23 protein-coding genes are annotated in these 25546 nt (G+C 60.4%); 12 read left to right on the top strand and 11 right to left on the bottom strand.

Annotation, left to right across the window (positions count from 1 at the left end):
* The 4 genes from dnaA to gyrB are packed head-to-tail and all read left to right on the top strand — an operon-like array spanning position 1 to position 6194.
* On the top strand, positions 1–1506 hold the full coding sequence (dnaA, locus tag C4J84_RS00005; RefSeq protein WP_124360574.1) for a chromosomal replication initiator protein DnaA: 1506 nt from the start codon (positions 1–3) through the stop codon (positions 1504–1506).
* Between the two features lie 38 nt (positions 1507–1544).
* Entirely contained in the window at positions 1545–2648 is a 1104-nt protein-coding gene (gene dnaN, locus C4J84_RS00010; protein ID WP_124369035.1) for a DNA polymerase III subunit beta, read from the top strand.
* 20 nt (positions 2649–2668) lie between these two features.
* Positions 2669–3772 (top strand): DNA replication/repair protein RecF, encoded by a 1104-nt coding sequence (recF, locus tag C4J84_RS00015; RefSeq protein WP_124360576.1) that lies wholly within the window; start codon positions 2669–2671, stop codon positions 3770–3772.
* Between the two features lie 4 nt (positions 3773–3776).
* A complete protein-coding gene (gene gyrB, locus C4J84_RS00020; RefSeq protein ID WP_124360577.1) occupies positions 3777–6194 on the top strand; it encodes a DNA topoisomerase (ATP-hydrolyzing) subunit B in 2418 nt (805 codons plus the stop codon).
* Between the two features lie 92 nt (positions 6195–6286).
* Here the strand turns inward: gyrB and C4J84_RS00025 are convergent, their stop codons facing one another.
* Positions 6287–7009 (bottom strand): response regulator transcription factor, encoded by a 723-nt coding sequence (locus C4J84_RS00025; RefSeq protein WP_124434735.1) that lies wholly within the window; start codon positions 7007–7009, stop codon positions 6287–6289.
* Positions 7010–7352: 343 nt separating this feature from the next.
* Between C4J84_RS00025 and C4J84_RS00030 the strand changes: the two genes are divergently transcribed.
* Positions 7353–8987: an ATP-binding protein gene (locus C4J84_RS00030; RefSeq protein WP_372238195.1), complete on the top strand. Its 1635-nt coding sequence runs from the start codon at positions 7353–7355 to the stop codon at positions 8985–8987.
* Between the two features lie 180 nt (positions 8988–9167).
* Here C4J84_RS00030 and C4J84_RS00035 read toward each other — a convergent pair whose 3' ends face one another.
* The 4 genes from C4J84_RS00035 to glyQ form a co-directional block, all read right to left on the bottom strand.
* Positions 9168–9938 (bottom strand): 1-acyl-sn-glycerol-3-phosphate acyltransferase, encoded by a 771-nt coding sequence (locus tag C4J84_RS00035; RefSeq protein ID WP_124402556.1) that lies wholly within the window; start codon positions 9936–9938, stop codon positions 9168–9170.
* 82 nt (positions 9939–10020) lie between these two features.
* Positions 10021–10560: a D-glycero-beta-D-manno-heptose 1,7-bisphosphate 7-phosphatase gene (gene gmhB, locus C4J84_RS00040; RefSeq protein ID WP_177412761.1), complete on the bottom strand. Its 540-nt coding sequence runs from the start codon at positions 10558–10560 to the stop codon at positions 10021–10023.
* The gene (glyS, locus tag C4J84_RS00045; protein ID WP_124402557.1) at positions 10560–12614 is read right to left on the bottom strand and encodes a glycine--tRNA ligase subunit beta; all 2055 of its coding nucleotides are present in this window, start codon (positions 12612–12614) and stop codon (positions 10560–10562) included. Before glyS ends, gmhB begins: the two co-directional genes overlap by 1 nt.
* Positions 12611–13564, bottom strand: coding sequence for a glycine--tRNA ligase subunit alpha (gene glyQ, locus C4J84_RS00050; protein ID WP_003187265.1), 954 nt, complete (start codon positions 13562–13564; stop codon positions 12611–12613). Before glyQ ends, glyS begins: the two co-directional genes overlap by 4 nt.
* An 81-nt stretch (positions 13565–13645) precedes the next feature.
* Between glyQ and C4J84_RS00055 the strand changes: the two genes are divergently transcribed.
* Together C4J84_RS00055 and C4J84_RS00060 are read left to right on the top strand one after the other, a co-directional pair.
* Positions 13646–14203: a DNA-3-methyladenine glycosylase I gene (locus C4J84_RS00055; RefSeq protein WP_124434737.1), complete on the top strand. Its 558-nt coding sequence runs from the start codon at positions 13646–13648 to the stop codon at positions 14201–14203.
* Positions 14204–14243: 40 nt separating this feature from the next.
* A complete protein-coding gene (locus tag C4J84_RS00060; RefSeq protein WP_014716285.1) occupies positions 14244–15131 on the top strand; it encodes a lysophospholipid acyltransferase in 888 nt (295 codons plus the stop codon).
* 135 nt (positions 15132–15266) lie between these two features.
* On the opposite strand, the gene C4J84_RS00065 is transcribed toward C4J84_RS00060, so the two are convergent.
* The 5 genes from C4J84_RS00065 to def all read right to left on the bottom strand — a co-directional run bounded on the left by C4J84_RS00065 (position 15267) and on the right by def (position 19827).
* Complete coding sequence (locus tag C4J84_RS00065) at positions 15267–15578, bottom strand: lipopolysaccharide assembly protein LapB (RefSeq protein WP_124434738.1); 312 nt, start codon at positions 15576–15578, stop codon at positions 15267–15269.
* A 16-nt stretch (positions 15579–15594) separates the two neighbouring features.
* On the bottom strand, positions 15595–16968 hold the full coding sequence (gene trkA, locus C4J84_RS00070) for a Trk system potassium transporter TrkA (protein WP_124360585.1): 1374 nt from the start codon (positions 16966–16968) through the stop codon (positions 15595–15597).
* A gap of 22 nt (positions 16969–16990) precedes the next feature.
* Positions 16991–18301, bottom strand: a complete 1311-nt coding sequence (rsmB, locus tag C4J84_RS00075; RefSeq protein ID WP_124434739.1) for a 16S rRNA (cytosine(967)-C(5))-methyltransferase RsmB — start codon at positions 18299–18301, stop codon at positions 16991–16993.
* A complete protein-coding gene (gene fmt / locus C4J84_RS00080; RefSeq protein ID WP_124408697.1) occupies positions 18298–19251 on the bottom strand; it encodes a methionyl-tRNA formyltransferase in 954 nt (317 codons plus the stop codon). Before fmt ends, rsmB begins: the two co-directional genes overlap by 4 nt.
* A 69-nt stretch (positions 19252–19320) precedes the next feature.
* Positions 19321–19827: a peptide deformylase gene (gene def / locus C4J84_RS00085; RefSeq protein WP_005783383.1), complete on the bottom strand. Its 507-nt coding sequence runs from the start codon at positions 19825–19827 to the stop codon at positions 19321–19323.
* Positions 19828–19962: 135 nt separating this feature from the next.
* On the opposite strand from def, the gene C4J84_RS00090 reads away from it, so the two are divergent.
* The 3 genes from C4J84_RS00090 to C4J84_RS00100 all read left to right on the top strand — a co-directional run bounded on the left by C4J84_RS00090 (position 19963) and on the right by C4J84_RS00100 (position 22534).
* Positions 19963–20739, top strand: a complete 777-nt coding sequence (locus C4J84_RS00090) for a peptidoglycan-binding protein (RefSeq protein WP_124434740.1) — start codon at positions 19963–19965, stop codon at positions 20737–20739.
* Positions 20740–20802: 63 nt separating this feature from the next.
* Positions 20803–21906 carry a DNA-processing protein DprA gene (gene dprA, locus C4J84_RS00095; protein WP_124434741.1) on the top strand — a complete coding sequence of 368 codons (1104 nt, stop codon included), beginning with the start codon at positions 20803–20805 and terminating at the stop codon, positions 21904–21906.
* A gap of 70 nt (positions 21907–21976) precedes the next feature.
* Positions 21977–22534, top strand: a complete 558-nt coding sequence (locus C4J84_RS00100; RefSeq protein ID WP_124365246.1) for an L-threonylcarbamoyladenylate synthase — start codon at positions 21977–21979, stop codon at positions 22532–22534.
* A gap of 104 nt (positions 22535–22638) precedes the next feature.
* Here the strand turns inward: C4J84_RS00100 and C4J84_RS00105 are convergent, their stop codons facing one another.
* A complete protein-coding gene (locus C4J84_RS00105; protein ID WP_124369048.1) occupies positions 22639–23616 on the bottom strand; it encodes a quinone oxidoreductase in 978 nt (325 codons plus the stop codon).
* 160 nt (positions 23617–23776) lie between these two features.
* On the opposite strand from C4J84_RS00105, the gene hemF reads away from it, so the two are divergent.
* Together hemF and aroE are read left to right on the top strand one after the other, a co-directional pair.
* The gene (hemF, locus tag C4J84_RS00110) at positions 23777–24709 is read left to right on the top strand and encodes an oxygen-dependent coproporphyrinogen oxidase (protein WP_124360592.1); all 933 of its coding nucleotides are present in this window, start codon (positions 23777–23779) and stop codon (positions 24707–24709) included.
* Complete coding sequence (gene aroE / locus C4J84_RS00115; protein WP_124434742.1) at positions 24709–25527, top strand: shikimate dehydrogenase; 819 nt, start codon at positions 24709–24711, stop codon at positions 25525–25527. Before hemF ends, aroE begins: the two co-directional genes overlap by 1 nt.
* Positions 25528–25546: the final 19 nt, after the last annotated feature.

A 25546-nucleotide genomic window follows, 5' to 3' on the forward strand; every position in this document is an offset into this window, starting at 1 on the left:
GTGTCAGTGGAACTTTGGCAGCAATGCGTGGAGCTTTTGCGCGATGAGCTGCCTGCCCAGCAATTCAACACCTGGATCCGTCCGCTACAGGTCGAAGCCGAAGGCGACGAGTTGCGTGTCTACGCGCCCAATCGTTTTGTTCTCGACTGGGTCAACGAGAAGTACCTGAGCCGCGTTCTCGAATTGCTCGACGAACATGGCAACGGCATCGCGCCCGTGCTCTCCTTATTAATAGGCAGCAAACGCAGCTCCGCACCTCGCGCTGCTCCGAATGCGCCATTGGCCGCGGCTGCTTCCCAGTCCCAGGCTGCACCGGTTGCCGCTGCCCCTGCGCCGACGCCTTCCAAGTCTTCCGCGCATAAAAATGCATTGGAGAACGAAGAGCCGTCCCGTGACAGCTTCGACCCCATGGCAGGTGCCAGCTCCCAGCAAGCTCCCGTGCGTGCCGAGCAGCGCACTGTGCAGGTTGAGGGCGCGCTCAAGCACACCAGCTACTTGAACCGCACCTTTACCTTTGAGAATTTTGTCGAGGGTAAATCCAACCAGCTGGCCCGTGCGGCCGCCTGGCAAGTGGCCGACAACCCCAAGCACGGTTACAACCCGCTCTTCCTTTATGGCGGGGTTGGCTTGGGTAAAACCCACTTGATGCACGCTGTGGGTAACCACCTGTTAAAGAAGAACCCGAATGCCAAGGTGGTCTACCTGCACTCGGAGCGCTTCGTGGCCGACATGGTCAAGGCCCTGCAACTCAACGCCATTAACGAGTTCAAGCGTTTCTATCGCTCCGTTGATGCGTTGCTGATCGATGACATTCAATTCTTCGCGCGCAAGGAACGTTCCCAGGAAGAGTTTTTCCACACGTTCAACGCGCTGCTCGAAGGCGGACAGCAGGTCATCCTCACAAGTGACCGTTATCCCAAAGAGATCGAAGGCCTGGAAGAGCGCTTGAAATCGCGATTCGGCTGGGGGTTGACCGTTGCTGTAGAGCCACCCGAGCTGGAAACCCGCGTCGCGATCCTGATGAAAAAGGCCGACCAGGCCAAAGTCGATCTGCCCCACGATGCCGCATTCTTTATCGCCCAGCGTATTCGTTCCAACGTGCGTGAGCTGGAAGGCGCGCTCAAGCGGGTTATCGCGCACTCGCACTTCATGGGCCGTGACATCACCATCGAGCTGATTCGCGAATCCCTGAAAGACTTGCTGGCACTGCAGGACAAACTGGTGAGTGTGGATAACATCCAGCGTACCGTTGCCGAGTACTACAAGATCAAGATTTCCGACCTGCTATCCAAGCGCCGTTCGCGTTCGGTAGCGCGTCCGCGCCAAGTGGCCATGGCTCTCTCCAAGGAGTTGACCAACCACAGCCTGCCGGAAATCGGCGATGTGTTTGGCGGTCGCGACCACACCACGGTTTTGCACGCGTGCCGCAAGATCAACGAACTTAAGGAATCCGACGCGGATATTCGCGAGGACTACAAGAACCTGCTGCGTACACTGACTACGTGATGACACCAGCGCAGCTTATTAAGGCAAGGGACTAGACCATGCATTTCACCATTCAACGCGAAGCCCTGTTGAAACCCCTGCAACTGGTCGCAGGCGTCGTCGAGCGCCGACAGACCTTGCCGGTGCTGTCCAACGTACTGCTGGTGGTCGAAGGCCAGCAGCTGTCCTTGACCGGTACCGACCTGGAAGTCGAACTGGTTGGCCGCGTGCAGCTCGAAGAGCCCGCCGAACCCGGCGAAATCACCGTGCCGGCGCGCAAGCTGATGGATATCTGCAAGAGCCTGCCGAACGACGCGCTGATCGACATCAAGCTCGACGAGCAGAAGTTGGTGGTCAAGGCAGGTCGCAGTCGTTTCACCCTGTCGACTTTGCCGGCCAATGACTTCCCTACGGTTGAAGAAGGCCCGGGTTCGCTGACCTGCAGCCTGGAGCAAAGCAAGCTGCGTCGCCTGATCGAGCGCACCAGCTTCGCCATGGCCCAGCAGGACGTGCGTTACTACCTTAACGGCATGCTGCTGGAAGTGTCCGAAGGCATCATCCGTGCTGTGGCAACTGACGGCCACCGCTTGGCGATGTGTTCGATGCGCGCCGATATCGGCCAACCGGATCGTCATCAGGTCATCGTGCCGCGTAAAGGCATCCTCGAGTTGGCGCGCTTGCTCACCGAGCCGGAGGGCAACGTCAGCATCGTCCTGGGGCAACACCACATCCGCGCGACCACCGGCGAATTCACCTTCACCTCCAAGCTGGTTGACGGCAAATTCCCGGATTACGAGCGCGTACTGCCTAAAGGCGGTGACAAGCTGGTGCTCGGCGATCGCCAGGCCCTGCGTGAGGCATTCAGCCGTACGGCCATTCTCTCGAACGAGAAGTACCGGGGTATTCGTCTGCAATTGGCCAACGGTCAGTTGAAGATCCAGGCCAACAACCCGGAGCAGGAAGAAGCCGAAGAAGAAGTGGGCGTTGACTACAACGGCGGTTCGCTGGAAATCGGCTTCAACGTGAGCTACCTGCTGGACGTGCTGGGTGTGATGACCACCGAACAGGTTCGCCTTATTCTGTCGGACTCCAACAGCAGCGCGCTGGTACAAGAATCCGATAACGACGACTCGGCTTACGTTGTTATGCCGATGCGCCTGTAATCATGCTCAGCAGAAGCTAGATGTCCCTCAGTCGCGTCTCGGTCACCGCGGTGCGCAATCTGCACCCGGTGACCTTCTCCCCTTCCCCTCGCATCAATATTCTCCATGGCGCCAATGGCAGTGGCAAAACCAGCGTGCTGGAAGCCATCCACCTGCTGGGCCTCGCCCGCTCCTTCCGCAGCGCCCGCCTGTTACCAGTGATTCAATACGAGCAGCTGGCGTGCACTGTATTTGGCCAAGTTGAGTTGGCCGAGGGTGGGCACAGCGCCCTGGGGATATCCCGCGATCGCGGCGGAGAGTTTCAGATTCGCATCGATGGGCAGAATGCACGCAGTGCTGCGCAATTGGCAGAAATCCTGCCGTTGCAGTTGATCAACCCCGACAGCTTCCGCCTGTTGGAAGGCGCACCGAAGATCCGCAGACAATTTCTCGATTGGGGAGTGTTCCACGTGGAACCGCGTTTCATGGCCACTTGGCAGCGCCTGCAGAAGGCCCTGCGGCAGCGGAACTCGTGGCTGCGGCATGGTACACTTGACGCCGCTTCACAAGCGGCCTGGGACCGGGAACTGTGCCTGGCCAGCGACGAAATAGATGAATACCGCCGTGCCTATATCAAAGCCTTGAAACCAGTCTTTGAGCAGACCTTGAGCGAGTTGTTGGACCTTGAGGGGCTCACGCTGAGTTATTACCGAGGTTGGGACAAAGAACGTGAGCTGAGTGCAGTGCTTGCGACGTCCCTGCAGCGTGATCAGCAAATTGGCCACACCCAGGCCGGACCCCAACGCGCTGATTTGCGCCTTAGATTAGGCGCTCACAATGCTGCGGATATCCTGTCCCGCGGCCAGCAGAAGTTGGTGGTATGTGCATTGCGTATTGCGCAAGGGCATCTGGTTAGCCAGTCCCGACGCGGCCAATGTATTTATCTGGTGGATGACTTGCCGTCCGAACTCGACGAGCAACACCGCCGCGCGCTATGCCGCTTATTGGAAGACTTACGCTGCCAAGTGTTTATCACCTGTGTAGACCACGAATTATTGAGGGAAGGCTGGCAGACGGAAACGCCAGTCGCTTTGTTCCACGTGGAACAAGGCCGTATCACCCAGACCCACGACCATCGGGAGTGAAGGCATGAGCGAAGAACACACGTACGACTCGACCAGCATTAAAGTGCTGAAAGGTTTGGATGCCGTACGCAAACGTCCCGGTATGTACATTGGCGACACCGATGATGGTAGCGGTCTGCACCACATGGTGTTCGAGGTGGTCGATAACTCCATCGACGAAGCTCTGGCCGGTCACTGCGACGACATCAGCATCATCATCCACCCGGATGAATCCATTACCGTACGCGACAACGGTCGCGGTATTCCGGTAGACGTGCACAAAGAAGAAGGCGTCTCGGCGGCAGAGGTCATCATGACCGTGCTCCACGCCGGCGGTAAGTTCGACGACAACTCCTATAAAGTGTCTGGCGGCTTGCACGGCGTAGGTGTCTCGGTAGTGAACGCTCTGTCCGAAGAGCTGGTTCTCACCGTACGCCGCAGCGGCAAAATCTGGGAACAAACTTACGTCCACGGTGTGCCACAGGAACCGATGAAAATCGTCGGTGACAGTGAAACCACGGGCACCCAGATTCACTTCAAGCCTTCGGCTGAAACTTTCAAGAATATTCACTTCAGCTGGGACATCCTGGCCAAGCGGATTCGCGAACTGTCGTTCCTCAACTCCGGTGTTGGCATCGTCCTCAAGGATGAGCGCAGCGCCAAGGAAGAGCTGTTCAAGTACGAAGGCGGCCTGCGCGCGTTCGTTGAATACCTGAACACCAACAAGACTGCGGTCAACCAGGTGTTCCACTTCAACATTCAGCGTGAAGACGGCATCGGCGTGGAAATCGCCCTGCAGTGGAACGACAGCTTCAACGAGAACCTGTTGTGCTTCACCAACAACATTCCCCAGCGCGATGGCGGTACTCACTTGGTGGGTTTCCGTTCCGCGCTGACGCGCAACCTGAACACCTACATCGAAGCGGAAGGGTTGGCGAAGAAGCACAAAGTCGCCACCACCGGTGATGACGCCCGTGAAGGTTTGACCGCGATTATTTCGGTCAAGGTTCCGGACCCCAAGTTCAGTTCCCAAACCAAAGACAAGCTGGTGTCTTCTGAAGTGAAGACCGCGGTGGAACAGGAGATGGGCAAGTACTTCTCCGACTTCCTGCTGGAGAACCCGAACGAAGCCAAATTGGTCGTCGGTAAGATGATCGATGCCGCGCGTGCTCGTGAAGCAGCGCGTAAAGCCCGTGAGATGACGCGTCGTAAAGGCGCACTGGACATCGCCGGCCTGCCAGGCAAATTGGCCGACTGCCAGGAGAAGGACCCTGCCCTCTCCGAGCTGTATCTGGTGGAAGGTGACTCTGCTGGCGGTTCCGCCAAGCAGGGTCGCAACCGCCGTACCCAGGCTATCCTGCCGTTGAAGGGTAAGATCCTCAACGTCGAGAAAGCACGCTTCGACAAGATGATTTCTTCCCAGGAAGTCGGCACCTTGATCACGGCATTGGGCTGCGGTATTGGCCGTGACGAGTACAACATCGACAAGCTGCGCTATCACAACATCATCATCATGACCGATGCCGACGTCGACGGTTCGCACATCCGTACCCTGCTACTGACCTTCTTCTTCCGTCAGTTGCCTGAACTGATCGAGCGCGGCTACATCTACATCGCCCAGCCGCCGTTGTATAAAGTGAAAAAAGGTAAGCAAGAGCAATACATCAAAGACGACGACGCCATGGAAGAGTACATGACGCAGTCGGCCCTGGAAGATGCCAGCCTGCACTTGAACGACGAAGCCCCAGGCATCTCCGGAGAGGCGCTGGAGCGCTTGGTCAACGACTTCCGCATGGTGATGAAGACGCTCAAGCGTCTGTCGCGCCTGTACCCGCAGGAGCTGACCGAGCACTTCATCTACTTGCCGGCGGTGAGCCTGGAGCAGCTGGGCGACCATGCTGCCATGCAGGATTGGCTGGCCCAGTACGAAGTGCGGCTGCGCACAGTAGAGAAGTCTGGCCTGGTGTACAAAGCCAGTCTGCGCGAAGACCGTGAACGCAACGTATGGCTGCCCGAGGTGGAACTGATCTCGCACGGCCTGTCGAACTACGTCACCTTCAACCGCGACTTCTTCGGTAGCAACGACTATAAGACGGTGGTCACCCTCGGTGCGCAATTGAGCACGCTGCTGGACGACGGCGCTTATATTCAGCGTGGCGAACGTAAGAAGCAGGTCAAGGAGTTCAAGGAAGCTTTGGACTGGTTGATGACCGAAAGTACCAAGCGTCACACCATCCAGCGATACAAAGGTCTGGGCGAAATGAACCCGGATCAGCTGTGGGAAACCACCATGGACCCGGCTCAGCGTCGCATGCTGCGAGTGACCATCGAAGACGCCATCGGCGCAGACCAGATCTTCAACACCCTGATGGGTGATGCGGTCGAGCCTCGTCGTGACTTCATCGAGAGCAATGCCTTGGCGGTGTCTAACCTGGATTTCTGATCAGGTACCGGCAAAAACAAAAAGGCCAACGCTAGCGTTGGCCTTTTTTATGGGTGCTTGTTGAGCATTATCTAAATGCTCCACGTGGAACATCATCCTTCAGTGGGTAACGCCACACTCTCCAACCGATACCCGTATCCATAGATCGTCAGCAACTGCCATCCTCGGTCCGCCGTCAGGCCGAGCTTATTACGCAAGCGGTAGATATGCGTATCCAGGGGGCGAGACGATACCATTTCCTCATGGGACCAAAACCGCTCATACAGGTATTCGCGGGACAGTGGCCGCGCCAGGTTGGCAAACAGGCAGCTGGCCAAGCGGTACTCCCGTTCGGTGAGATTGATCGGTGTGCCGGCGCGCGTGACCGTCAACTCGGCGTCATCGAATGTCAGGTCATTGAAGCTTTGGAGTTCATTGCTGGCGGACTTTTGCAGCCCGTGTCGGCGCAGGACGGCGCTGACGCGAGCCTTGAGTTCATTAGGACGAAAGGGTTTGCTGACGTAGTCGTCCGCTCCACTGTTGAGCGCCGTGACGATATCGCTCTCCGCATCGCGGCTGGTGAGCATGATCACGGCCGGTGGTGACTCCATGTGCTCGCGGGTCCAGCGCAACAACGCAATGCCGCTGATATCCGGCAGTTGCCAGTCGAGTATCAGCAGGTCGAAGGTTTCACGGCGCAGTTGGCGCAGCAGGTCTTCACCGCGTTCGAAACAATGCACGGACCAAGGCTGTTCCGAAGTGCTGGGAATCTGTCGCAGTGTCTGTTCTACCCGTCTCAACTCGGCGGGTTCGTCATCCAGTATTGCGACACGCATGAGTGGATCCTTCCTGCAAAAAATAACGCAGCCTAATCAGGGGCGCCTGTGCACATACACAGCCCAGCCCCTGAATCTGAATAATTATGGGCGGATACAACGAACCTCTAATCTCTCGGTACGCTGATATCAAAGGACCGTAACCCCGCGAAAAATCCTCGGCCCCCAACGGGAAGATACCGGCTCCTGGCTATGAGGAAAAGGATCGATATACGCTATGGTGACTACCCGGTCCTCCGGTAAGACCAAAATAAGCTTCACTGGTTTCAGCACCTCTAATGCGTCCCATCGTAACCACCTGGAGGGAGACCGGGCTTATGACACGTTCATGCGATGATCATCGATGTCTCGGCGGGCCTGTGGCGGTGGCCCTGTGAAACTATGGGGTAAAGCTGAAAAACGCCAACCCACCCGGGCGCAGCTGCTGTTCCACGGGCTGGTGCGCGAATGGTTGCTGATTGGCTTGGTGCTGTTGCCCTTCACTGCTTACTTATCCTTGAGCCCGGGCCTGGCCCTCGATAACCCGCTCTGCGCGACCGGCTCTACAGCGGGCGTGGAGATCCAGGCCAATGTGCTTAACGGTTTATTGCAGGGGCGCAGCATTGTCGACCTGCCGGGTTGGCTGGCGGCCCTGATGGCGACGGCCGTGGTGGCATTGTTGCTGGGCCTGCTGCTGTATCGCCCGCGTTATGCGCTATGGATGACCCTAGGCTGCATGGCCGCGTCGGTACTGATGTCGTGGGCGTTACTGAGCCTGGGCCATTGGTGGTCGCCTGCGGCCTGCCTGATTGGGTTGTTGCTCAGCTATCTGATCTGGAACTGGCGGCGCCTGAGCGTAATCCTCGCCTACTTCGGCTGGGAACTGGCACGCCTGGATAACGAACCGAAAGTATTGCCGGAGCGGCGTCGTGCACCGGCCAGCAAGGGCGATGTGCTTCAGGGGCGCATCTTCGCCCTCGAGCAGGCGGTCAGTCGCACCCGGGATACACGGCGCTTTATGGCGGATGGACTGGAATGCCTGCCGGTCGCAACCCTGATCACCGATCCCCAGGGCAGCATCCTGTTGGCCAATCGCGTTGCCCGTGACGTATTCGGCAACGACCTGGTACGCGAGAACCTCCTCGAACAACTCGCCGACCTGGGTTACCCACCGCTGCATAACGGCGTGCGCCCTGCCCTGTCTGCACTGGAGCTGGTCGAGTTTCGTGATATCCACCAACGCAGTTTGCGCATGGAGCTTGCGCCCTTGCTTCCAGCCGAGGGCGATATCGCCCTTGGCTGGCTGCTGAGCCTCACGGATTTAAGCAAGGAACGCGAAGCGCAACAGCATCGCGAGACCATGCTGCGCTTTCTGTCCCATGACTTGCGTGCACCGCATTCGGCAATCCTCGCGCTGTTGGATGTACACGACAGTGAATCGCCCATCTTTGGCCAGATCGAACAACAGGTCCGACGCGCGCTGAGCCTCACCGAGTCCTTCGTACAATTGGCGAAAGCCGAGGCTGACGGCTATCAATTCCAACCTACGTTGTTCGCCATGCTGGTAATGGATGCTTTCGATCAGGTGGCGGTCATTGCCCAACTTAAGGGCATTCATCTGGTTCACGATCTGGATGAAGCAGACGAAGGCATGGTGCTCGCCGATCAATCGCTGCTCACCCGTGCGCTATTCAACGTGCTGGAAAACGCGATCAAGTATTCGCCATCCGGCACCACCGTCCGGTTGAGTCATGGCTGTGTGGAGGGTTGGTTGGAATGCCGCATCAGCGATCAGGGGCCCGGAATTGCGCCAGAAGATTTGCCAGAGCTGTTCAACCAATACCGGCGCTTCAATTCGGCCCAAGGCAGTGACGGCCTAGGGTTGGGCCTGACCATGGTGAAGGCCGTCGTAGAACGCCACGGTGGGCATGTCAGCTGTGAAAGCGAGCTGGGTACGGGTTCGACGTTCATCCTGCAATTGCCACCGTTAGAGGGCTGAAAACGATCTTTTCTGCTGTGCATAAAAAACCGGTCACAAGGACCGGTTTTTTTATGAAGAAAAAACTTATGCACGTTTTCTGAGATTTTATGCGCTTCAGAAATATGCCTTTAAATCAGCAGGTTACTGATCAAAAATGCACATTTTCCAACAATCCGTGCACAGCTTATCCACAGATGCTCAAATCTCCGGCGTCTCTACCACTACAGGCACCGGCGGCAATGAACCCATGGCCCGTTGCTGCGCTTCATTCCAGGCAGCGGCGCGGTCGTTCAATGCAGCAATGGCACGCGGGCCTTCGCCTTCTGCATACATGGGCTCGCCGATTACCACGGTAATGGTACCTGGGCGTTTAGCCCAGCCAGTCTTGGGCCAGAACTTGCCGGCGTTATGGGCAATCGGCAACACCGGCAGGTTGGCGTTGACCGCCAGTGCAGTGCCCCCTCGCGAGAACTTGCCGACGGTGCCAAAAGGCACACGAGTGCCTTCCGGGAAGATCAGCACCCAAACGCCATCCTTGAGCAGCTCGTCGCCCTTCTTGGCGACATGCTTGAGCGCCGCCTTGGGATTGTCACGGTCGATCGCAATCGGGCGCAGCATTGCCATGGCCCAACCAAAGAACGGCACGTACAGCAGCTCACGCTTGAGCACTTGGCTCAAGGGCGAGAAGTATGCCGAGAGAAAGAACGTTTCCCAGGTGCTCTGATGGTTAGACAGGATCACACAGGGCTGGTCCGGGACGTTCTCGGCGCCCTTGACCTCGAAACGGATGTTCAGAAATACCTTGGACAGCCACAACGCGCAGCGGCACCAATACACATTGATGAAGCGATAGCGCGCCTTGAACGGCAGGAACGGTGCAATAAAAAAGCTCAGGGTGCACCAGAGAAACGAACTGGTGCCCAGCAGCAGGTAAAAGAAAAAGGTTCTGATGGCCTGCAAGATCGACATGGCGGCATTTACCGTTGCGGGACACGGCCCGCCTGTTAAAAGCGCACTCCCGAACAATCCCTGGTCAGGAAGTCGAGGGCGGCTAGTTGTTGATAAGTTCTGCGGCAACCGCCGCCAGATCGTCAAAAATCAAAGTGCCTACCGGCAGGTTTTTCGCCTGGGTCTTTTCGCCTTTCCCGGTCTTTACCAAAACTGGCTGAGAGTCGACGGCTTTGGCCGCCTCCAGGTCACCGAGACTGTCCCCGACGAACCATATCCCAGCCAAGGGCACCTTGTAATGTTCTGCAATGGTTTTCAACATGCCAGGCTTGGGCTTGCGGCAAGCGCAGCCCTCATCCGGCCCGTGGGGGCAGTACACCACCAGCCCCACCTCACCGCCCTGCTCCGCCACCAATGTGCGCAAGCGCGCATGCATGGCGTCCAGGGTGGCGATGTCGTAATAACCGCGGGCGATGCCGGACTGGTTAGTGGCAATGGCCACCGTCCAGCCGGCTTTGCTCAACTGCGCGATGGCCTCGATCGAACCGGGCAATGGAATCCATTCCGCCACCGACTTGATGTAAGCGTCGGAGTCGTAGTTGATCACTCCGTCCCGATCGAGAATCAGCAGTTTCAACATGATCAGCCCAGTACGGAAATGTCAGCGATATTGATGAACAACCCACGCAGACGCGCCAGCATGGCGTAGCGGTTTTTCCGCACGCCTGCATCTTCGGCATTGATCATCACGGCTTCGAAGAACGCATCCACCGGCTCACGCAGCGACGCCAGACGTGCCAACGCTTCGGCGTAGTTACGCTCGGCGATCAGCGGTTTCACGGCGTTTTCGGCTTTGGCGATAGCCGAGTTCAGCGAGAACTCCTTGGCGTCGGCAAACAGGCCAGGGTCGACTTCGGCAGTGCCGAGGTTGTCGGCCTTGCTCAGCAGGTTCGATACACGCTTGTTCACAGCGGCCAGGGCATCGGCTTCCGGCAGCTTGCGAAACGCCTGTACGGCTTGTACGCGCTGGTCGAAGTCCAGCGCCGAACCCGGTTGCAGGGCACGTACCGACAGGTAGACGGAAACGTCCACGCCTTCGTCTTCGTAACGCGCACGCAGGCGGTCGAACACGAACTCCAGCACTTGCTCGGCGAGGCCCGCTTGCTTGACCTTGGTACCGAACTGGCCGACCGCAAACACCACGGCCTGAGTCAGATCGAGGTCCAGCTTCTTGTCGATCAGGATACGCAGCACGCCCAGGGCCGCACGGCGCAGGGCATACGGGTCTTTGCTGCCGGTAGGCAACATGCCGATACCGAAGATGCCTACCAGCGTGTCCAGCTTGTCAGCGATGGCCACGGCCGCGCCGGTCAGGGTGCTTGGCAGCTCGGCACCGGCACCACGCGGCATGTACTGCTCGTTCAGCGCCAGGGCCACGTCGTTCGGCTCGCCGTCGTTGAGGGCGTAGTAGTAACCGGCTACGCCTTGCATCTCAGGGAATTCGCCGACCATCTCGGTAGCCAGGTCGCACTTGGAAAGCAGGCCTGCGCGTGCGGCCCAGGCGGCGTCGCCACCAATGCGCGGCGCGATGTAGGCCGCCAGCTTGGAAACGCGCACGGCCTTGTCGTAGACGCTGCCGAGTTTTTCCTGGAACACCACGTTTTGCAGGCGCAGGTTGAAGTCTTCGAGCTTCTGCTTCTTGTCTTGCTTGAAGAAGAACTCGGCGTCAGTCAGGCGCGGACGCACGACTTTCTCGTTACCGGCGATGATCTGCTGTGGGTCCTTGCTCTCGATGTTGGCCACGGTGATAAAGCGCGGCAGCAACTTGCCATCCACATCCAGCAGGCAGAAGTACTTCTGGTTGTCCTGCATGGTGGTGATCAGTGCTTCCTGCGGCACATCGAGGAAACGTTCTTCGAACGAACACACCAGCGGCACGGGCCACTCAACCAGGGCGGTCACTTCGTCGAGCAGGCTTGGCGGCACGATGGCGGTGCCTTCCTGCAGGCGGGCCAGCTCTTCGGTGCGCTTGCTGATCAGCTCGCGACGCTCATTGGCATCGGCCAGCACATAGGCGGCGCGCAGGTCATCGAGGTAGCTGGCCGGCGAGGTGATGCGCACGCTCTGCGGATGGTGGAAGCGGTGGCCACGGGAATCGCGGCCGGCCTTCTGGGCGAGGATGGTGCACTCGATGACCTGGTCACCGAGCAGCATCACCAGCCATTGGGTTGGGCGTACGAACTCTTCCTTGCGAGCACCCCAGCGCATGCGCTTGGGGATCGGCAGGTCGTTGAGGGAGTCTTCGACGATGGTCGGCAACAGGCTGGCCGTTGGCTTGCCGGCGATGACCTGGCTGAAACGCAGTTTCGGGCCGCTCTGGTCAATTTCGCTCAGCTCGACGCCGCACTTCTTGGCAAAGCCCAGTGCTGCCTGAGTCGGGTTGCCTTCGGCATCGAACGCGGCCTGACGCGGCGGGCCATCCAGGTTGATATTGCGGTCCGGCTGCTGGGTTTCCAGCGCGGTGAGCAATACCGCCAGGCGGCGTGGCGCGGCGTAGACCTTCTTTGCGGCGAACTTCAGGCCGGCGCTGTGCAGGCCTTTTTCGATACCGGCCAGGAACGCATCGGCCAGGGTGTTCAGTGCCTTGGGTGGCAACTCTTCGGTGCCCAGTTCAACCAGGAAATCTTGAGCACTCATTGTGCAGCCTCCAGCTTAGCCAACACTTCATCACGCAAATCCGGGGTTGCCATCGGGAAGCCCAGCTTGGCGCGAGCCAGCAGGTAGGCTTGGGCGACGGAACGCGCCAGGGTGCGTACACGCAGGATGTATTGCTGGCGCGCGGTTACCGAGATGGCACGGCGCGCGTCCAGCAGGTTGAAGGTATGGGACGCCTTCAACACCATTTCATAGCTTGGCAACGGCAGCGGCTGGTCGAGTTCGATCAGGCGCTTGGCTTCGCTTTCATAGAAGTCGAACAGTTCGAACAGCTTGTCGACGTTGGCGTGTTCGAAGTTGTAGGTGGACTGCTCCACTTCGTTCTGGTGGAACACGTCGCCGTAGGTGACCTTGCCGAACGGGCCGTCAGCCCACACCAGGTCGTAGACCGAGTCCACGCCTTGCAGGTACATGGCCAGGCGCTCGAGGCCGTAGGTGATTTCGCCGGTCACCGGGTAGCACTCGATGCCGCCCGCTTGCTGGAAGTACGTGAATTGCGTCACTTCCATGCCGTTGAGCCACACTTCCCAGCCCAGGCCCCAGGCGCCAAGGGTCGGTGATTCCCAGTTGTCTTCGACGAAACGGATGTCGTGGACCAGTGGGTCCAGGCCGACATGTTTCAGCGAGCCCAGGTACAGTTCCTGGAAGTTGTCCGGGTTGGGCTTCAATACCACCTGGAACTGGTAGTAATGCTGCAGACGGTTCGGGTTCTCGCCGTAGCGGCCGTCAGTCGGGCGACGACTGGGCTGCACATAAGCGGCGTTCCAGGTTTCCGGGCCGATGGCCCGCAGGAATGTAGCGGTGTGGAAAGTGCCGGCGCCTACTTCCATATCGTAGGGCTGAAGTACCACACAACCTTGCTCGGCCCAGTATTGCTGGAGGGCGAGGATCAAGTCTTGGAAGGTACGCACGGCTGGCGTAGGCTGGCTCACGAAATTCACCTGTTACTTGGGCTGCGATTTAAAGAGCGGGAGTATACCCGATTCGGCCCTGCCACCACTCCCTGGAGCCTTATGCCACGCTGCTTTTGGTGTTCTGAAGATCCGCTGTACATGGCTTATCACGATCAAGAGTGGGGAACGCCGCTGCGCGATGCGCAGGGTTTGTTCGAGTTGCTTTTGCTCGAAGGGTTCCAGGCGGGCCTGTCCTGGATCACCGTTTTACGCAAACGCGAGCATTACCGGAAGGTCTTGTTCGGCTTCGATGCGCAGCGCCTGGCGCAGCTGACCGACGCTGAAATCGAAGCGCTGATGCAAGACCCGGGCATTGTGCGCAACCGTCTGAAGCTCAACGCCACACGCCGCAATGCCGCAGCCTGGCTGGCGCTGGAAGACCCGGTGGGTTTGCTCTGGTCGTTCGTCGGCGGCGTGCCCAAGGTCAATCACTTCAAGGATCGCAGCGAAGTCCCGGCGATTACACCCGAGGCGCAAGCGATGAGCAAAGCCTTGAAAAAGGCCGGCTTCACCTTTGTCGGGCCGACCATCTGCTACGCGTTCATGCAGGCCTCGGGCATGGTCATGGACCACACTCAGGACTGCGACCGTTACGCGGACCTGGCCAACGCCGGTTAGAATGCGCGTTTTGCGTACCACACACGATCAGGAGTGACCCGTGGAAAAGTTTAAAGGCGCCTTGCTGGTAGGCGCTCTTCGGTTGTTTGCCCTGCTGCCCTGGCGCGCCGTACAGGCCGTTGGCACGGGCATCGGCTGGATCATGTGGAAAACCCCCAACCGCTCCCGCGACACGGTGCGGATCAACCTGTCCAAATGCTTCCCGGACATGGACCCGGCCGAGCGCGAGCGCCTGGTGGGCCGCAGCCTGATGGACATCGGCAAGTCATTGACCGAAAGCGCCTGCGCCTGGATCTGGCCGGCCCAGCGTTCCATCGACCTGGTGCGCGAAGTCGAAGGCCTGGAGGTGCTGCACGAAGCCTTGGCATCGGGTAAAGGCGTGGTGGGCATCACCAGCCACCTGGGCAACTGGGAAGTGCTCAACCATTTCTATTGCAGCCAGTGCAAACCGATCATTTTCTATCGCCCGCCCAAGCTCAAGGCGGTCGACGAGCTGTTGCGCAAGCAACGCGTGCAACTGGGCAACCGCGTGGCGGCGTCCACCAAGGAAGGCATTCTCAGCGTGATCAAGGAAGTGCGCAAAGGCGGCCAGGTGGGAATCCCTGCCGACCCCGAGCCGGCTGAATCCGCCGGGATCTTCGTGCCGTTCTTCGCGACCCAGGCGTTGACCAGCAAGTTCGTACCGAACATGCTCGCGGGCCACAAGGCGGTCGGCGTGTTCCTGCACGCCCTGCGCCTGCCGGACGGCTCAGGCTACAAAGTGATCCTGGAAGCGGCCCCGGAAGACATGTACAGCACCGATACCGCCACGTCCTGCGCGGCGATGAGCAAGGTAGTGGAACGGTATGTCGGCGCCTACCCGAGCCAGTACATGTGGAGCATGAAGCGCTTCAAGAAACGCCCGCCGGGCGAGGCGCGTTGGTACTGATTCACCGCTGAATCAAACACAACACAAAACCAATGTGGGAGGGGGCTTGCTCCCGATGGTGGTGGTTCAGTCAACCATGCATAGACTGACACACCGCTATCGGGAGCAAGCCCCCTCCCACATTTTGATCTGCGTTCAAGCTTGGCGGTCGAGTTTCTTCAGAAATACCGTCATCTCTTTTTCGGCCTGTTTGTCGCCATGGGCCTGGGCCGCCTCTATGCCTTTTTCCCACGTGTCTCGTGCGGCAGCGTTATCACCCTGCCCCAACTGCGCCTTGCCCAACAACTTCCAGGCCGCCGAATACTTAGGGTCGAACTCGACACATTTCTGTAGATGCTCGGCTGCCTTGGCATTGTCCTTCAAGTCCAGATAACCCTTGCCCAAGCCAAAGCGCAGCAGCGAATTATCCACACCCTTGGCGAGCATTTTCTCCAGGGATTCGAGCATGTCAGTCACTCCTTGATCAGAAAAAGCTCAACCCCACGTGGAACAGCTTCTCCACATCGCGGATATGTTTCTTGTCCACCAGGAACAGGATCACATGGTCACCGGTGGCGATCACCGTATCGTCGTGGGCGATGATCACTTCTTCATCGCGAATGATCGCGCCGATCGTGGTGCCCGGTGGCAAGCCGATATCACGGATCGCCCTGCCGATCACCTTGCTCGACTTCGAGTCGCCATGGGCAATCGCCTCGATCGCCTCCGCCGCGCCACGGCGCAGGGAGTGCACGCTGACGATGTCGCCACGGCGCACATGCGCGAGCAACGTGCCGATGGTCGCCAATTGCGGGCTGATGGCGATGTCGATATCGCCGCCCTGGATCAGGTCGACATAGGCCGGGTTGTTGATGATGGTCATCACCTTCTTCGCTCCCAGCCGCTTGGCCAGCAGCGAGGACATGATGTTGGCCTCGTCATCGTTGGTCAGCGCCAGGAAGATATCGGCGTCGGCGATGTTTTCTTCCATCAGCAGGTCGCGATCCGAAGCGCTGCCTTGCAGTACGACGGTGCTGTCGAGGGTGTCGGACAAATGCCGGCAGCGCGCCGGGCTCATCTCGATGATCTTCACCTGGTAACGGCTTTCGATGGCCTCGGCCAAGCGCTCGCCGATCTGTCCGCCGCCTGCGATGACGATGCGTTTATAGGTTTCGTCGAGCCGGCGCATTTCGCTCATCACTGCACGAATATTCGCCTTGGCCGCGATGAAAAACACTTCGTCATCGGCTTCGATCACGGTGTCGCCCTGGGGCAGGATCGGCCGGTCACGGCGGAAAATCGCCGCCACGCGGGTTTCCACATTCGGCATGTGTTCGCGCAGTTGGCGCAGTTGCTGGCCCACCAGCGGGCCGCCGTAATAGGCTTTTACCGCGACTAGCTGCGCCTTGCCTCCGGCGAAGTCGATCACCTGCAAGGCACCCGGAATTTCGATCAGGCGCTTGATGTAGTGAGTGACCACCTGTTCCGGGCTGATCAGCACGTCCACCGGAATGGCGTCGTTGTCGAACAGGCCGGCGCGGGTCAGGTAGGCCGCTTCGCGGACACGGGCGATCTTGGTCGGGGTGTGGAACAGCGTGTGCGCGACCTGGCAGGCGACCATATTGGTCTCGTCGCTGTTGGTGACCGCGACGAGCATGTCGGCATCGTCGGCGCCGGCTTGACGCAGCACGGTCGGGAACGACGCACGGCCTTGTACCGTGCGGATGTCCAGGCGGTCGCCCAGATTGCGCAGGCGCTCGGCATCGGTGTCGACCACGGTGATGTCGTTGGCTTCACTGGCCAAATGTTCAGCCAGCGTGCCACCGACCTGCCCTGCCCCAAGGATGATGATTTTCATCCGGTCACTCCCTTAAACCCATTCAGCCGCGCGCGGCGGCGATCTTGATCAGTTTGGCGTAGTAGAAGCCGTCGTGCCCGCCTTCCTGCGCGAGCAGTTGCCGGCCGTGCGGTTGCTTGATGCCGGCCGTGGTCGCAAGGTCCAGCTCCCGCGCGCCGCTGGTGCGGGCAAGGAAGGCTTGGATGACCTCGGTATTCTCGGTGGGCAAGGTGGAGCAGGTGGCGTACAGCAGGATGCCGCCGACTTCCAGGGTCGGCCATAGCGCGTCGAGCAGTTCGCCTTGCAGCACGGCCAGGGCGGCGATGTCGTCGGGCTGGCGGGTCAGCTTGATGTCCGGATGACGACGGATCACGCCGGTGGCCGAACATGGCGCGTCCAGCAGGATGCGCTGGAACGGTTTGCCATCCCACCAGGTGGCGGTGTCGCGGCCGTCGGCGGCGATCAGCTCGGCGCTGAGGCCCAGGCGTGCGAGGTTCTCGCGTACGCGCACCAGGCGTTTGGCTTCCAGGTCGACGGCAACTACGCCGCCCAGGTCTTTTTCGACCTCCAGGATGTGACAGGTCTTACCGCCAGGCGCGCAGCAGGCGTCCAGTACGCGTTGGCCGGGCGCCAGGTCGAGCAGGTCGGCGGCCAATTGCGCGGCCTCGTCCTGCACGCTGATCCAGCCTTCGGCAAAGCCCGGCAGGCTGCGCACGTCGGTGGCGGCCTCAAGCACGATACCGTCGATGCTGTACACACATGGCGTGGCGTTGATGCCGGCCTCGCTGAGCAATTGCAGATAGGCGTCGCGGCTATGATGGCGCCGGTTGACCCGCAGGATCATCGGCGGGTGCGCGTTATTGGCTGCGCAGATGGCCTCCCATTGCTCGGGCCAGAAGGCCTTCAGGGATTTTTGCAGCCAGCGTGGATGCGCGGTACGCACCACCGGGTCATGTTCCAACTCGGCCAGCAGCGCTTCGCTTTCGCGCTGGGCGCGGCGCAACACGGCATTGAGCAGGGCCTTGGCCCAGGGCTTTTTCAGCTTGTCGGCGCAACCAACCGTTTCACCAATGGCGGCGTGTGCCGGCACGCGGGTGTAGAGCAACTGGTACAGACCCACCAGCAACAGCGCCTCGACGTCAGCGTCCGCCGCCTTGAACGGCTTTTGCAGCAGTTTGGCTGCCAGCGCCGACAAGCGTGGTTGCCAACGGGCGGTGCCGAACGCCAGGTCCTGGGTGAAACCGCGATCGCGGTCTTCAACCTTATCCAGTTGCGTGGGTAACGAACTGTTCAGCGACGCCTTGCCGTTGAGGACGGCGGCGAGAGCCTTGGCGGCAGCCAGACGTGGGTTCATTGGGCGGCCGCCCCGAGTACGCTGCCCAAGGCAAATTTCTCACGGCGGCTGTTGAACAAATCGCTGAAGTTCAGCGCTTTGCCGCCGGGCAATTGCAGACGGGTCAGGCACAGCGCTTGTTCGCCGCACGCCACCAACAGGCCGTCCTTGCTGGCACCGATAATCTCGCCGGGTGCGCCTTTGCCGTCGGCCAGGGTCGCGGCCAACACCTTCAACGCTTCGCCGTTAAGGGTGCTGTGGCAGATCGGCCATGGGTTGAAGGCCCGTACACAGCGCTCCACCTCCACGGCCGGGCGGCTCCAGTCGATGCGGGCTTCGTCCTTGTTCAGTTTGTGGGCGTACGTCGCCAGGCTGTCGTCCTGCACTTCGCCCTCCAGAGTGCCGGCAGCGAGACCGGCGATGGCCTGGATGACGGCGGGCGGGCCCATTTCAGCCAGGCGGTCGTGCAGGCTGCCGCCGGTGTCTTCAGCGGTAATCGGGGTGGTGACTTTGAGCAGCATCGGGCCGGTGTCCAGGCCGGCTTCCATGCGCATGACGGTCACGCCGCTTTCGCTGTCGCCGGCTTGCACCGCGCGCTGGATCGGCGCCGCGCCGCGCCAGCGTGGCAGCAACGAAGCGTGGCTGTTGATGCAGCCCAGGCGCGGGATATCGAGTACGGCCTGGGGCAGGATCAAACCGTAGGCGACGACCACCAGCAGGTCCGGCTTCAGTGCGGCCAGTTCAGCCTGGGCGTCGGCGTTGCGCAGGGTCGGTGGCTGCAGCACGGTAATACTGTGTTCCAGCGCCAGTTGCTTGACCGGGCTGGGCATCAGTTTTTGCCCGCGCCCGGCCGGGCGATCCGGCTGGGTGTACACCGCGACGATTTCATATGGGCTGGCAAGCAGCGCCTTGAGGTGTTCGGCGGCAAATTCGGGTGTACCGGCAAAAACAATGCGCAGTGGCTCGGTCATCGGAGTTCTCGGTTAAAAACAGTCACAAAAGAAAAAGGCTTGCCGCAGCAAGCCTTTGGAAGGAGGGCATCAAGCTTGCTGGCGATGCTTTTTTTCCAGCTTCTTCTTGATCCGGTCACGTTTGAGGGTGGACAGGTAATCGACAAACAGCTTGCCGTTGAGATGGTCGCACTCGTGCTGGATGCACACCGCCAACAGGCCTTCGGCAATCAGCTCGAACGGCTTGCCGTCGCGGTCCAGGGCCTTGATCTTCACGCGAAGGGGGCGTTCGACGTTCTCGTAGAACTCCGGCACCGAGAGGCAGCCCTCCTGATATTCACCCATCTCGTCGGTCAGCGGTTCGAACTCGGGGTTGATGTACACCCGCGGTTCGCTGCGATCTTCGGAGAGGTCCATGACCACGACGCGCAGGTGCACGTTGACCTGGGTCGCGGCGAGGCCGATGCCCGGGGCTTCATACATTGTTTCAAACATGTCATCGACCAACTGACGAACCTTGTCGTCCACTACGGCCACCGGCTTGGCGATCGTGCGCAGGCGCGAGTCGGGAAATTCGAGGATGTTCAAAATAGCCATAAGCGTAATTGCTGCACATGTGAGGTAGAGGCAAATCGGCGGTGGGATGGACCCAGGCAGCCGGTGTGAAACGTTCGAAAGCCGCGAAGGCTATGGCGTTTCACGCGAACGCACATAATAAAGGAGATTGACCCCATGAGGAAATCGCTACTCGTCTTGCTGCTGTGGGCCCCGTTCGCCATGGCGCTGATCCCCCAGCCCGGCCAGCGCCTGGATCCCTCCACGCAAAAGGCTATCCAGGGCTTCTTGCTGCACAACCGCATACTCGACTCGCCCCAGGACCTGGACAACGCGCCCTATATCGTTGCCGCCGATGCCGGGCGCGTGCTGGGCGCCTCGGGTGAACGCATCTATGCCAGAGGCAGCCTGGACCCGACCCAGCCGAGCTATGGGATCTTCCGCCGAGGCAGGGTCTACACCGACCCCAACACTCGAGAATTGCTTGGGGTCAACGCCGACGACATCGGCACCGCGCGCTTTTTGCTGGCCGATGACCTGACCACCCTGGCCGTGCAAAGGGTGACCCAGGAGGTGCGCCCAGGCGACCGTTTGCTGCGCGCCGAACCCGACGTCGGCCTGGCGGACCTGAAAATCCCTGCAACTGCACCCTTCGTTGAAGGGCACATCATCGACATCCCCAAGGGGGTCACGCAGATCGGCGTTCTGGATACGGTAACCCTGAACAAGGGGCGCCGCGATGGCTTGGTCGAAGGCCAATTGCTTACGGTGATCCGGGCCGGCGCCTCGGTGCGCGATGCGCTTACCGGCAGCCCGACGAGACTCCCGGAGGTTCGTGCCGGCACGCTGCTGGTGTTTCGCACCTATGAAAAGCTCAGCTATGCCCTGGTGCTTAGCGCGTCCCGCTCGCTGGCGGTAATGGATCGTTTCAAGAGCGCCGATCAAACGCAATAAATAGCCTGCTAAATAAGTTACCAACAGAGTTATCCACAGCTTGTTCCGGTCAAGGATGATCAAATGTTTCCGATAAACAGCAACGAAATTTCACCGGCAGAGCTGGAAGCCCGGCTACGCTTGCACAGGCTGCCGGAACTGGGCCCCCAGCGTTTTCGCGTGTTGATCGAGGCGTTCGGCTCTGCTTCCAAAGCCATCAGTGCACCGGCCAGTGCATGGCGCGCGCTCGGGTTGCGGGCGGTGAGTGCCGATGCCCGGCGCAGTGCGCAGGTTCGCGATGGGGCCAGTGCGGCGCTGGCGTGGCTGGCCCGCCCGGCCCAGCATTTACTGATGTGGGACCAGCCGGACTACCCTGCACTGCTCAGCCAGATCGACGATGCACCGCCGCTGTTATTCGTTGCCGGCGATCCGACGTTGCTGGAAAAACCGCAGCTGGCCGTGGTCGGCAGCCGTCGTGCTTCCCGCCCCGGCATGGACACCGCTGCCGCCTTCTCCCGCAGCCTGGCCAGCGCCGGTTTTGTCATCACCAGCGGCCTCGCACTGGGCATCGACGGTGCGGCTCACCAAGCCGCATTGGACGTGGGCGGTCATACCATCGGCGTGCTCGGCACCGGCCTGGAAAATTTTTATCCACAGCGCCATAAGACGCTCGCCGCCGCCATGATTGCCCAGGGCAGCGCCGTGGTTTCCGAGTTTCCCCTGGACGCCCCACCCCAGGCCGGTAACTTTCCACGGCGCAATCGCATCATCAGTGGGTTGTCCCTGGGTGTTCTGGTGGTGGAAGCCGGCATGGCCAGTGGTTCGCTGATCACCGCACGCCTGGCCGCGGAACAAGGGCGTGAGGTCTATGCCATTCCTGGTTCCATCCATCACCCCGGCGCCAAGGGCTGTCACCAGTTGATTCGCGATGGCGCGGTGCTGGTGGAAACCATCGAACACATTCTGGAAGGCTTGCGCGGTTGGCAGGCGCTGTCACGCCCGGCGCCGGTGCCGGTGGTGCATCCGCTGGTGGCCCTGCTGCACGCGGCGCCCCATACCAGCGAAGCCTTGGCGATTGCCAGTGGCCGGCCGCTGTCCCAGGTGCTGGCGACCCTGACCGAGTTGGAACTCGAGGGCCAGGTGGTCTGCGAAAGCGGGCGCTGGCTGGCGCGCTGCGCGCGTTTGTAGCGGCTTTTGTAGCTGGGTTTTGTAACGAAGATCGGTAAACTGCCCACAGCTTTAGTTCGGAGAGTAAACAATGGTCAACAGGTGGCGTGTGCTGGAAGCCGCGCGAGAAATTCGCGCAGGTGCGGTGATTGCCTATCCGACCGAAGCGGTCTGGGGCCTGGGCTGCGACCCGTGGAATGAAGAAGCGGTGGACCGTCTGCTGGCGATCAAGAATCGCTCAGTGGATAAGGGCCTGATCCTGGTGGCGGATAACATTCGCCAGTTCGACTTTTTGTTCGAAGACTTCCCCGACACCTGGATCGAGCGCATGGCCAGCACCTGGCCTGGGCCGAATACCTGGCTGGTGCCCCATCAGGACTTGCTGCCGCAATGGGTCACCGGTGTGCATGACACTGTGGCGCTGCGGGTCAGTGACCATCCGTTGGTACGGGATTTGTGTGCTCAGGTCGGGCCGCTGATTTCCACGTCGGCCAACCCTCAGGGCCGCCCGGCCGCGCGTACGCGGATTCGGGTGGAGCAGTATTTCCGTGGGCAAGTAGACCTTGTGCTGGGCGGCGCCCTGGGTGGGCGCAAGAACCCGAGCCTGATCCGCGATCTGGTGACAGGGGATGTAGTGCGACCGTCCTGAGACCGAGTCGCGCCCATCGGGGGCAAGCCCCCTCCCACACTTGATCGGTGTTCGTCATGACAACTCCGTCAAAGGTGGGAGGGGGCTTGCCCCCGATGACTTACTTAAGGCAGCAAAATGGTTGAGCCGGTCGTGCGCCGCGCCGACAACTCGGTCTGCGCTTTGGCCGCATCCGCCAGCGCATAACGCTGGTTGATATCAATGCGCACCTTGCCGCTCTTGATCATCGAGAACAGATCATCGGCCATCGCCTGCAAGTCCTTTGGATTGCTCGCATAGGTTGCCAGCGTTGGGCGGGTGACATACAGCGAACCCTTCGCCGCCAGAATTCCCAGGTTCACCCCGTCCACCGCACCCGACGCATTCCCAAAACTCACCAGCAAGCCACGCGGTGCCACGCTGTCCAGCGAGGTCAGCCAGGTGTCTTTGCCGACGCCGTCATACACCACCGGCACCTTTTTGCCGTCAGTCAATTCCAGCACGCGCTGTGCGACATTTTCCTTGCTGTAATCGATGGTTTCCCAGGCGCCCAGGGATTTGGCCAGGGCGGCCTTCTCCGGTGAGCTCACGGTACCGATCAACTTGACGCCCAGCGCCTTGGCCCATTGGCAGGCCAGGGAGCCCACGCCGCCGGCAGCGGCGTGGAACAGAATGGTTTCGCCGCCCTTCAACTCATACGTCTGGCGCAACAGGTACTGCACGGTCAGGCCCTTGAGCATGGCGCCGGCGGCCTGTTCGAAGCTGATCTCGTCTGGCAGGTGCACCAGGTTGGCGGCGGGCAAGACATGCAACTGGCTGTAGGCGCCCAGCGGGCCGCTGCCGTAGGCCACGCGGTCGCCGACCTTGAACTGGCTGACGTCACTGCCCACGGCATCGACCACGCCAGCGCCCTCTGCGCCCAGCCCCGATGGCAAGCTCGGTGGTGCGTAAAGGCCGCTGCGAAAGTAAGTGTCGATGAAGTTCAGGCCAATGGCTTCGTTACGTACCCGAACCTGCTGTGGGCCAGGCTCCGCTGGTGTGTAGTCCACATACTCGAGCACGTCGGGGCCGCCATGGGCGCTGAACTGGATACGTTTGGCCATTTGCCTTCTCCTTGGGTCGAATAATACAAAGGCCCCTATCGGACTCCTAAGCTTGATCTTCGTCAACTGCGACGGCACGGGGTGCGGTGGTATCCTGTGCGCCCATTTGCCGCCGACGCCCAATGGCCTCGCGTAGCTTTGCCCGATTCAAGGTGATGCCATGACTACCCGCACCGAGGCTGTTAAAGCCTACCTGCTTGACCTGCAAGACCGCATTTGCAGCGCCCTGGAAACCTTCGAGACGGACACACGCTTTATCGAAGACGCCTGGACCCGGCCTGCGGGTGGCGGCGGTCGCACCCGTGTGATTGAAAACGGTTCGGTGATCGAAAAAGGCGGCGTTAACTTTTCCCACGTGTTCGGCAGCGGCTTGCCACCGTCCGCCAGTGCGCACCGCCCGGAACTGGCCGGTCGCGGCTTCGAGGCGCTGGGTGTGTCGCTGGTGATCCATCCCCATAACCCCCATGTGCCGACGTCCCACGCCAATGTGCGCTTTTTCACCGCAGAAAAAGAAGGCGAAGAGCCGGTGTGGTGGTTTGGCGGCGGCTTTGACCTTACGCCGTACTACGGCAATGAAGAGGATTGCGTGCACTGGCATCGCGTGGCCGAGCAGGCCTGTGCGCCGTTCGGCGCGGACGTCTACCCGCGTTATAAAGCCTGGTGCGACACCTATTTCCATATCAAGCACCGCAACGAGCCGCGTGGCATCGGCGGCCTGTTTTTCGATGATTTGAACGAGTGGGGCTTCGACACCTGCTTCGCCTTCATCCGCGCCATCGGTGATGCCTATATCGACGCCTACCTGCCGATCGTGCAACGCCGCCAGGCAATGGCCTATACCGAACAGCAGCGCCAGTTCCAGGAGTTTCGCCGGGGGCGTTACGTCGAGTTCAACCTCGTCTATGACCGTGGCACCCTGTTCGGCCTGCAATCGGGCGGGCGTACCGAGTCGATCCTGATGTCGCTGCCACCCCAGGTGCGCTGGAGCTACGACTGGAAAGCCGAAGCCGGCAGCGATGAAGCGCGCCTCACCGATTACTTCCTGCAGGACCGCGACTGGCTCGGCCTGGCTGCGCCCAAGGCGGTGGAGTGATGGATCGCTATGTTGTCTTCGGCAATCCCATCGGCCACAGCAAATCGCCGTTGATTCACCGCATGTTTGCCGAGCAGACCGGCGAGCAACTGGACTACAGCACACTGCTCGCGCCGCTGGAGGATTTCACCGGCTGCGCCCGTGAGTTCTTTCAACACGGTCGTGGCGCAAACGTCACCGTGCCGTTCAAGGAAGACGCTTTCCGGCTGGCCGACTCCCTCACCGAGCGCGCCCAACGCGCCGGCGCGGTGAATACCCTGAGCAAGCTGGCCGATGGCACGTTGCTGGGGGATAACACCGATGGCACCGGCCTGGTGCGCGACCTGACGGTGAACGCCGGGCTCAACCTGCAAGGCAAGCGCATCCTGCTGCTGGGCGCCGGTGGCGCGGTACGCGGCGTGTTAGAACCGCTGCTGGCCGAGAGGCCTGCCTCGCTGATTATCGCCAACCGCACCGTGGAAAAGGCGGAAGTGCTGGCCGAGCTGTTCGACGACCTGGGGCCGGTGTCTGCCAGTGGTTTCGATTGGCTGCGTGAGCCGGTGGACGTGATTATCAACGCCACTTCCGCCAGCCTGTCGGGCGATGTACCGCCGATTGCGGGCAGTTTGATCGAACCGGGCAAGACGTTCTGCTACGACATGATGTACGCCAAAGAGCCCACCGCGTTTTGTCGCTGGGCTGAGGAACACGGTGCTGCGGTGGCAATGGATGGGCTGGGTATGTTGGTTGAGCAGGCGGCGCAAGCCTTCTTCCTGTGGCGCGGCGTACGCCCGGAGTCGGCCCCGGTGTTGGCCGAACTGCGCCGCCAGTTGGCCTGACACAAATCAAATTGTGGGA

The sequence above is a fragment of the Pseudomonas sp. R11-23-07 genome (assembly GCF_003852295.1).
Lineage (GTDB): Bacteria > Pseudomonadota > Gammaproteobacteria > Pseudomonadales > Pseudomonadaceae > Aquipseudomonas.

Excerpts from the sequence above, each read along its gene's own strand:
- dnaN (WP_124369035.1), top strand. The coding sequence starts at position 1,545 with ATGCATTTCACCATTCAACGCGAAGCCCTGTTGAAACCCCTGCAACTG.
- recF (WP_124360576.1), top strand. The coding sequence starts at position 2,669 with ATGTCCCTCAGTCGCGTCTCGGTCACCGCGGTGCGCAATCTGCACCCG.
- gyrB (WP_124360577.1), top strand. The coding sequence starts at position 3,777 with ATGAGCGAAGAACACACGTACGACTCGACCAGCATTAAAGTGCTGAAA.
- C4J84_RS00025 (WP_124434735.1), bottom strand. The coding sequence starts at position 7,009 with ATGCGTGTCGCAATACTGGATGACGAACCCGCCGAGTTGAGACGGGTA.
- C4J84_RS00030 (WP_372238195.1), top strand. The coding sequence starts at position 7,353 with ATGTCTCGGCGGGCCTGTGGCGGTGGCCCTGTGAAACTATGGGGTAAA.
- C4J84_RS00035 (WP_124402556.1), bottom strand. The coding sequence starts at position 9,938 with ATGTCGATCTTGCAGGCCATCAGAACCTTTTTCTTTTACCTGCTGCTG.
- glyS (WP_124402557.1), bottom strand. The coding sequence starts at position 12,614 with ATGAGTGCTCAAGATTTCCTGGTTGAACTGGGCACCGAAGAGTTGCCA.
- C4J84_RS00055 (WP_124434737.1), top strand. The coding sequence starts at position 13,646 with ATGCCACGCTGCTTTTGGTGTTCTGAAGATCCGCTGTACATGGCTTAT.
- C4J84_RS00065 (WP_124434738.1), bottom strand. The coding sequence starts at position 15,578 with ATGCTCGAATCCCTGGAGAAAATGCTCGCCAAGGGTGTGGATAATTCG.
- trkA (WP_124360585.1), bottom strand. The coding sequence starts at position 16,968 with ATGAAAATCATCATCCTTGGGGCAGGGCAGGTCGGTGGCACGCTGGCT.
- rsmB (WP_124434739.1), bottom strand. The coding sequence starts at position 18,301 with ATGAACCCACGTCTGGCTGCCGCCAAGGCTCTCGCCGCCGTCCTCAAC.
- fmt (WP_124408697.1), bottom strand. The coding sequence starts at position 19,251 with ATGACCGAGCCACTGCGCATTGTTTTTGCCGGTACACCCGAATTTGCC.
- def (WP_005783383.1), bottom strand. The coding sequence starts at position 19,827 with ATGGCTATTTTGAACATCCTCGAATTTCCCGACTCGCGCCTGCGCACG.
- C4J84_RS00090 (WP_124434740.1), top strand. The coding sequence starts at position 19,963 with ATGAGGAAATCGCTACTCGTCTTGCTGCTGTGGGCCCCGTTCGCCATG.
- dprA (WP_124434741.1), top strand. The coding sequence starts at position 20,803 with ATGTTTCCGATAAACAGCAACGAAATTTCACCGGCAGAGCTGGAAGCC.
- C4J84_RS00100 (WP_124365246.1), top strand. The coding sequence starts at position 21,977 with ATGGTCAACAGGTGGCGTGTGCTGGAAGCCGCGCGAGAAATTCGCGCA.
- C4J84_RS00105 (WP_124369048.1), bottom strand. The coding sequence starts at position 23,616 with ATGGCCAAACGTATCCAGTTCAGCGCCCATGGCGGCCCCGACGTGCTC.
- hemF (WP_124360592.1), top strand. The coding sequence starts at position 23,777 with ATGACTACCCGCACCGAGGCTGTTAAAGCCTACCTGCTTGACCTGCAA.
- aroE (WP_124434742.1), top strand. The coding sequence starts at position 24,709 with ATGGATCGCTATGTTGTCTTCGGCAATCCCATCGGCCACAGCAAATCG.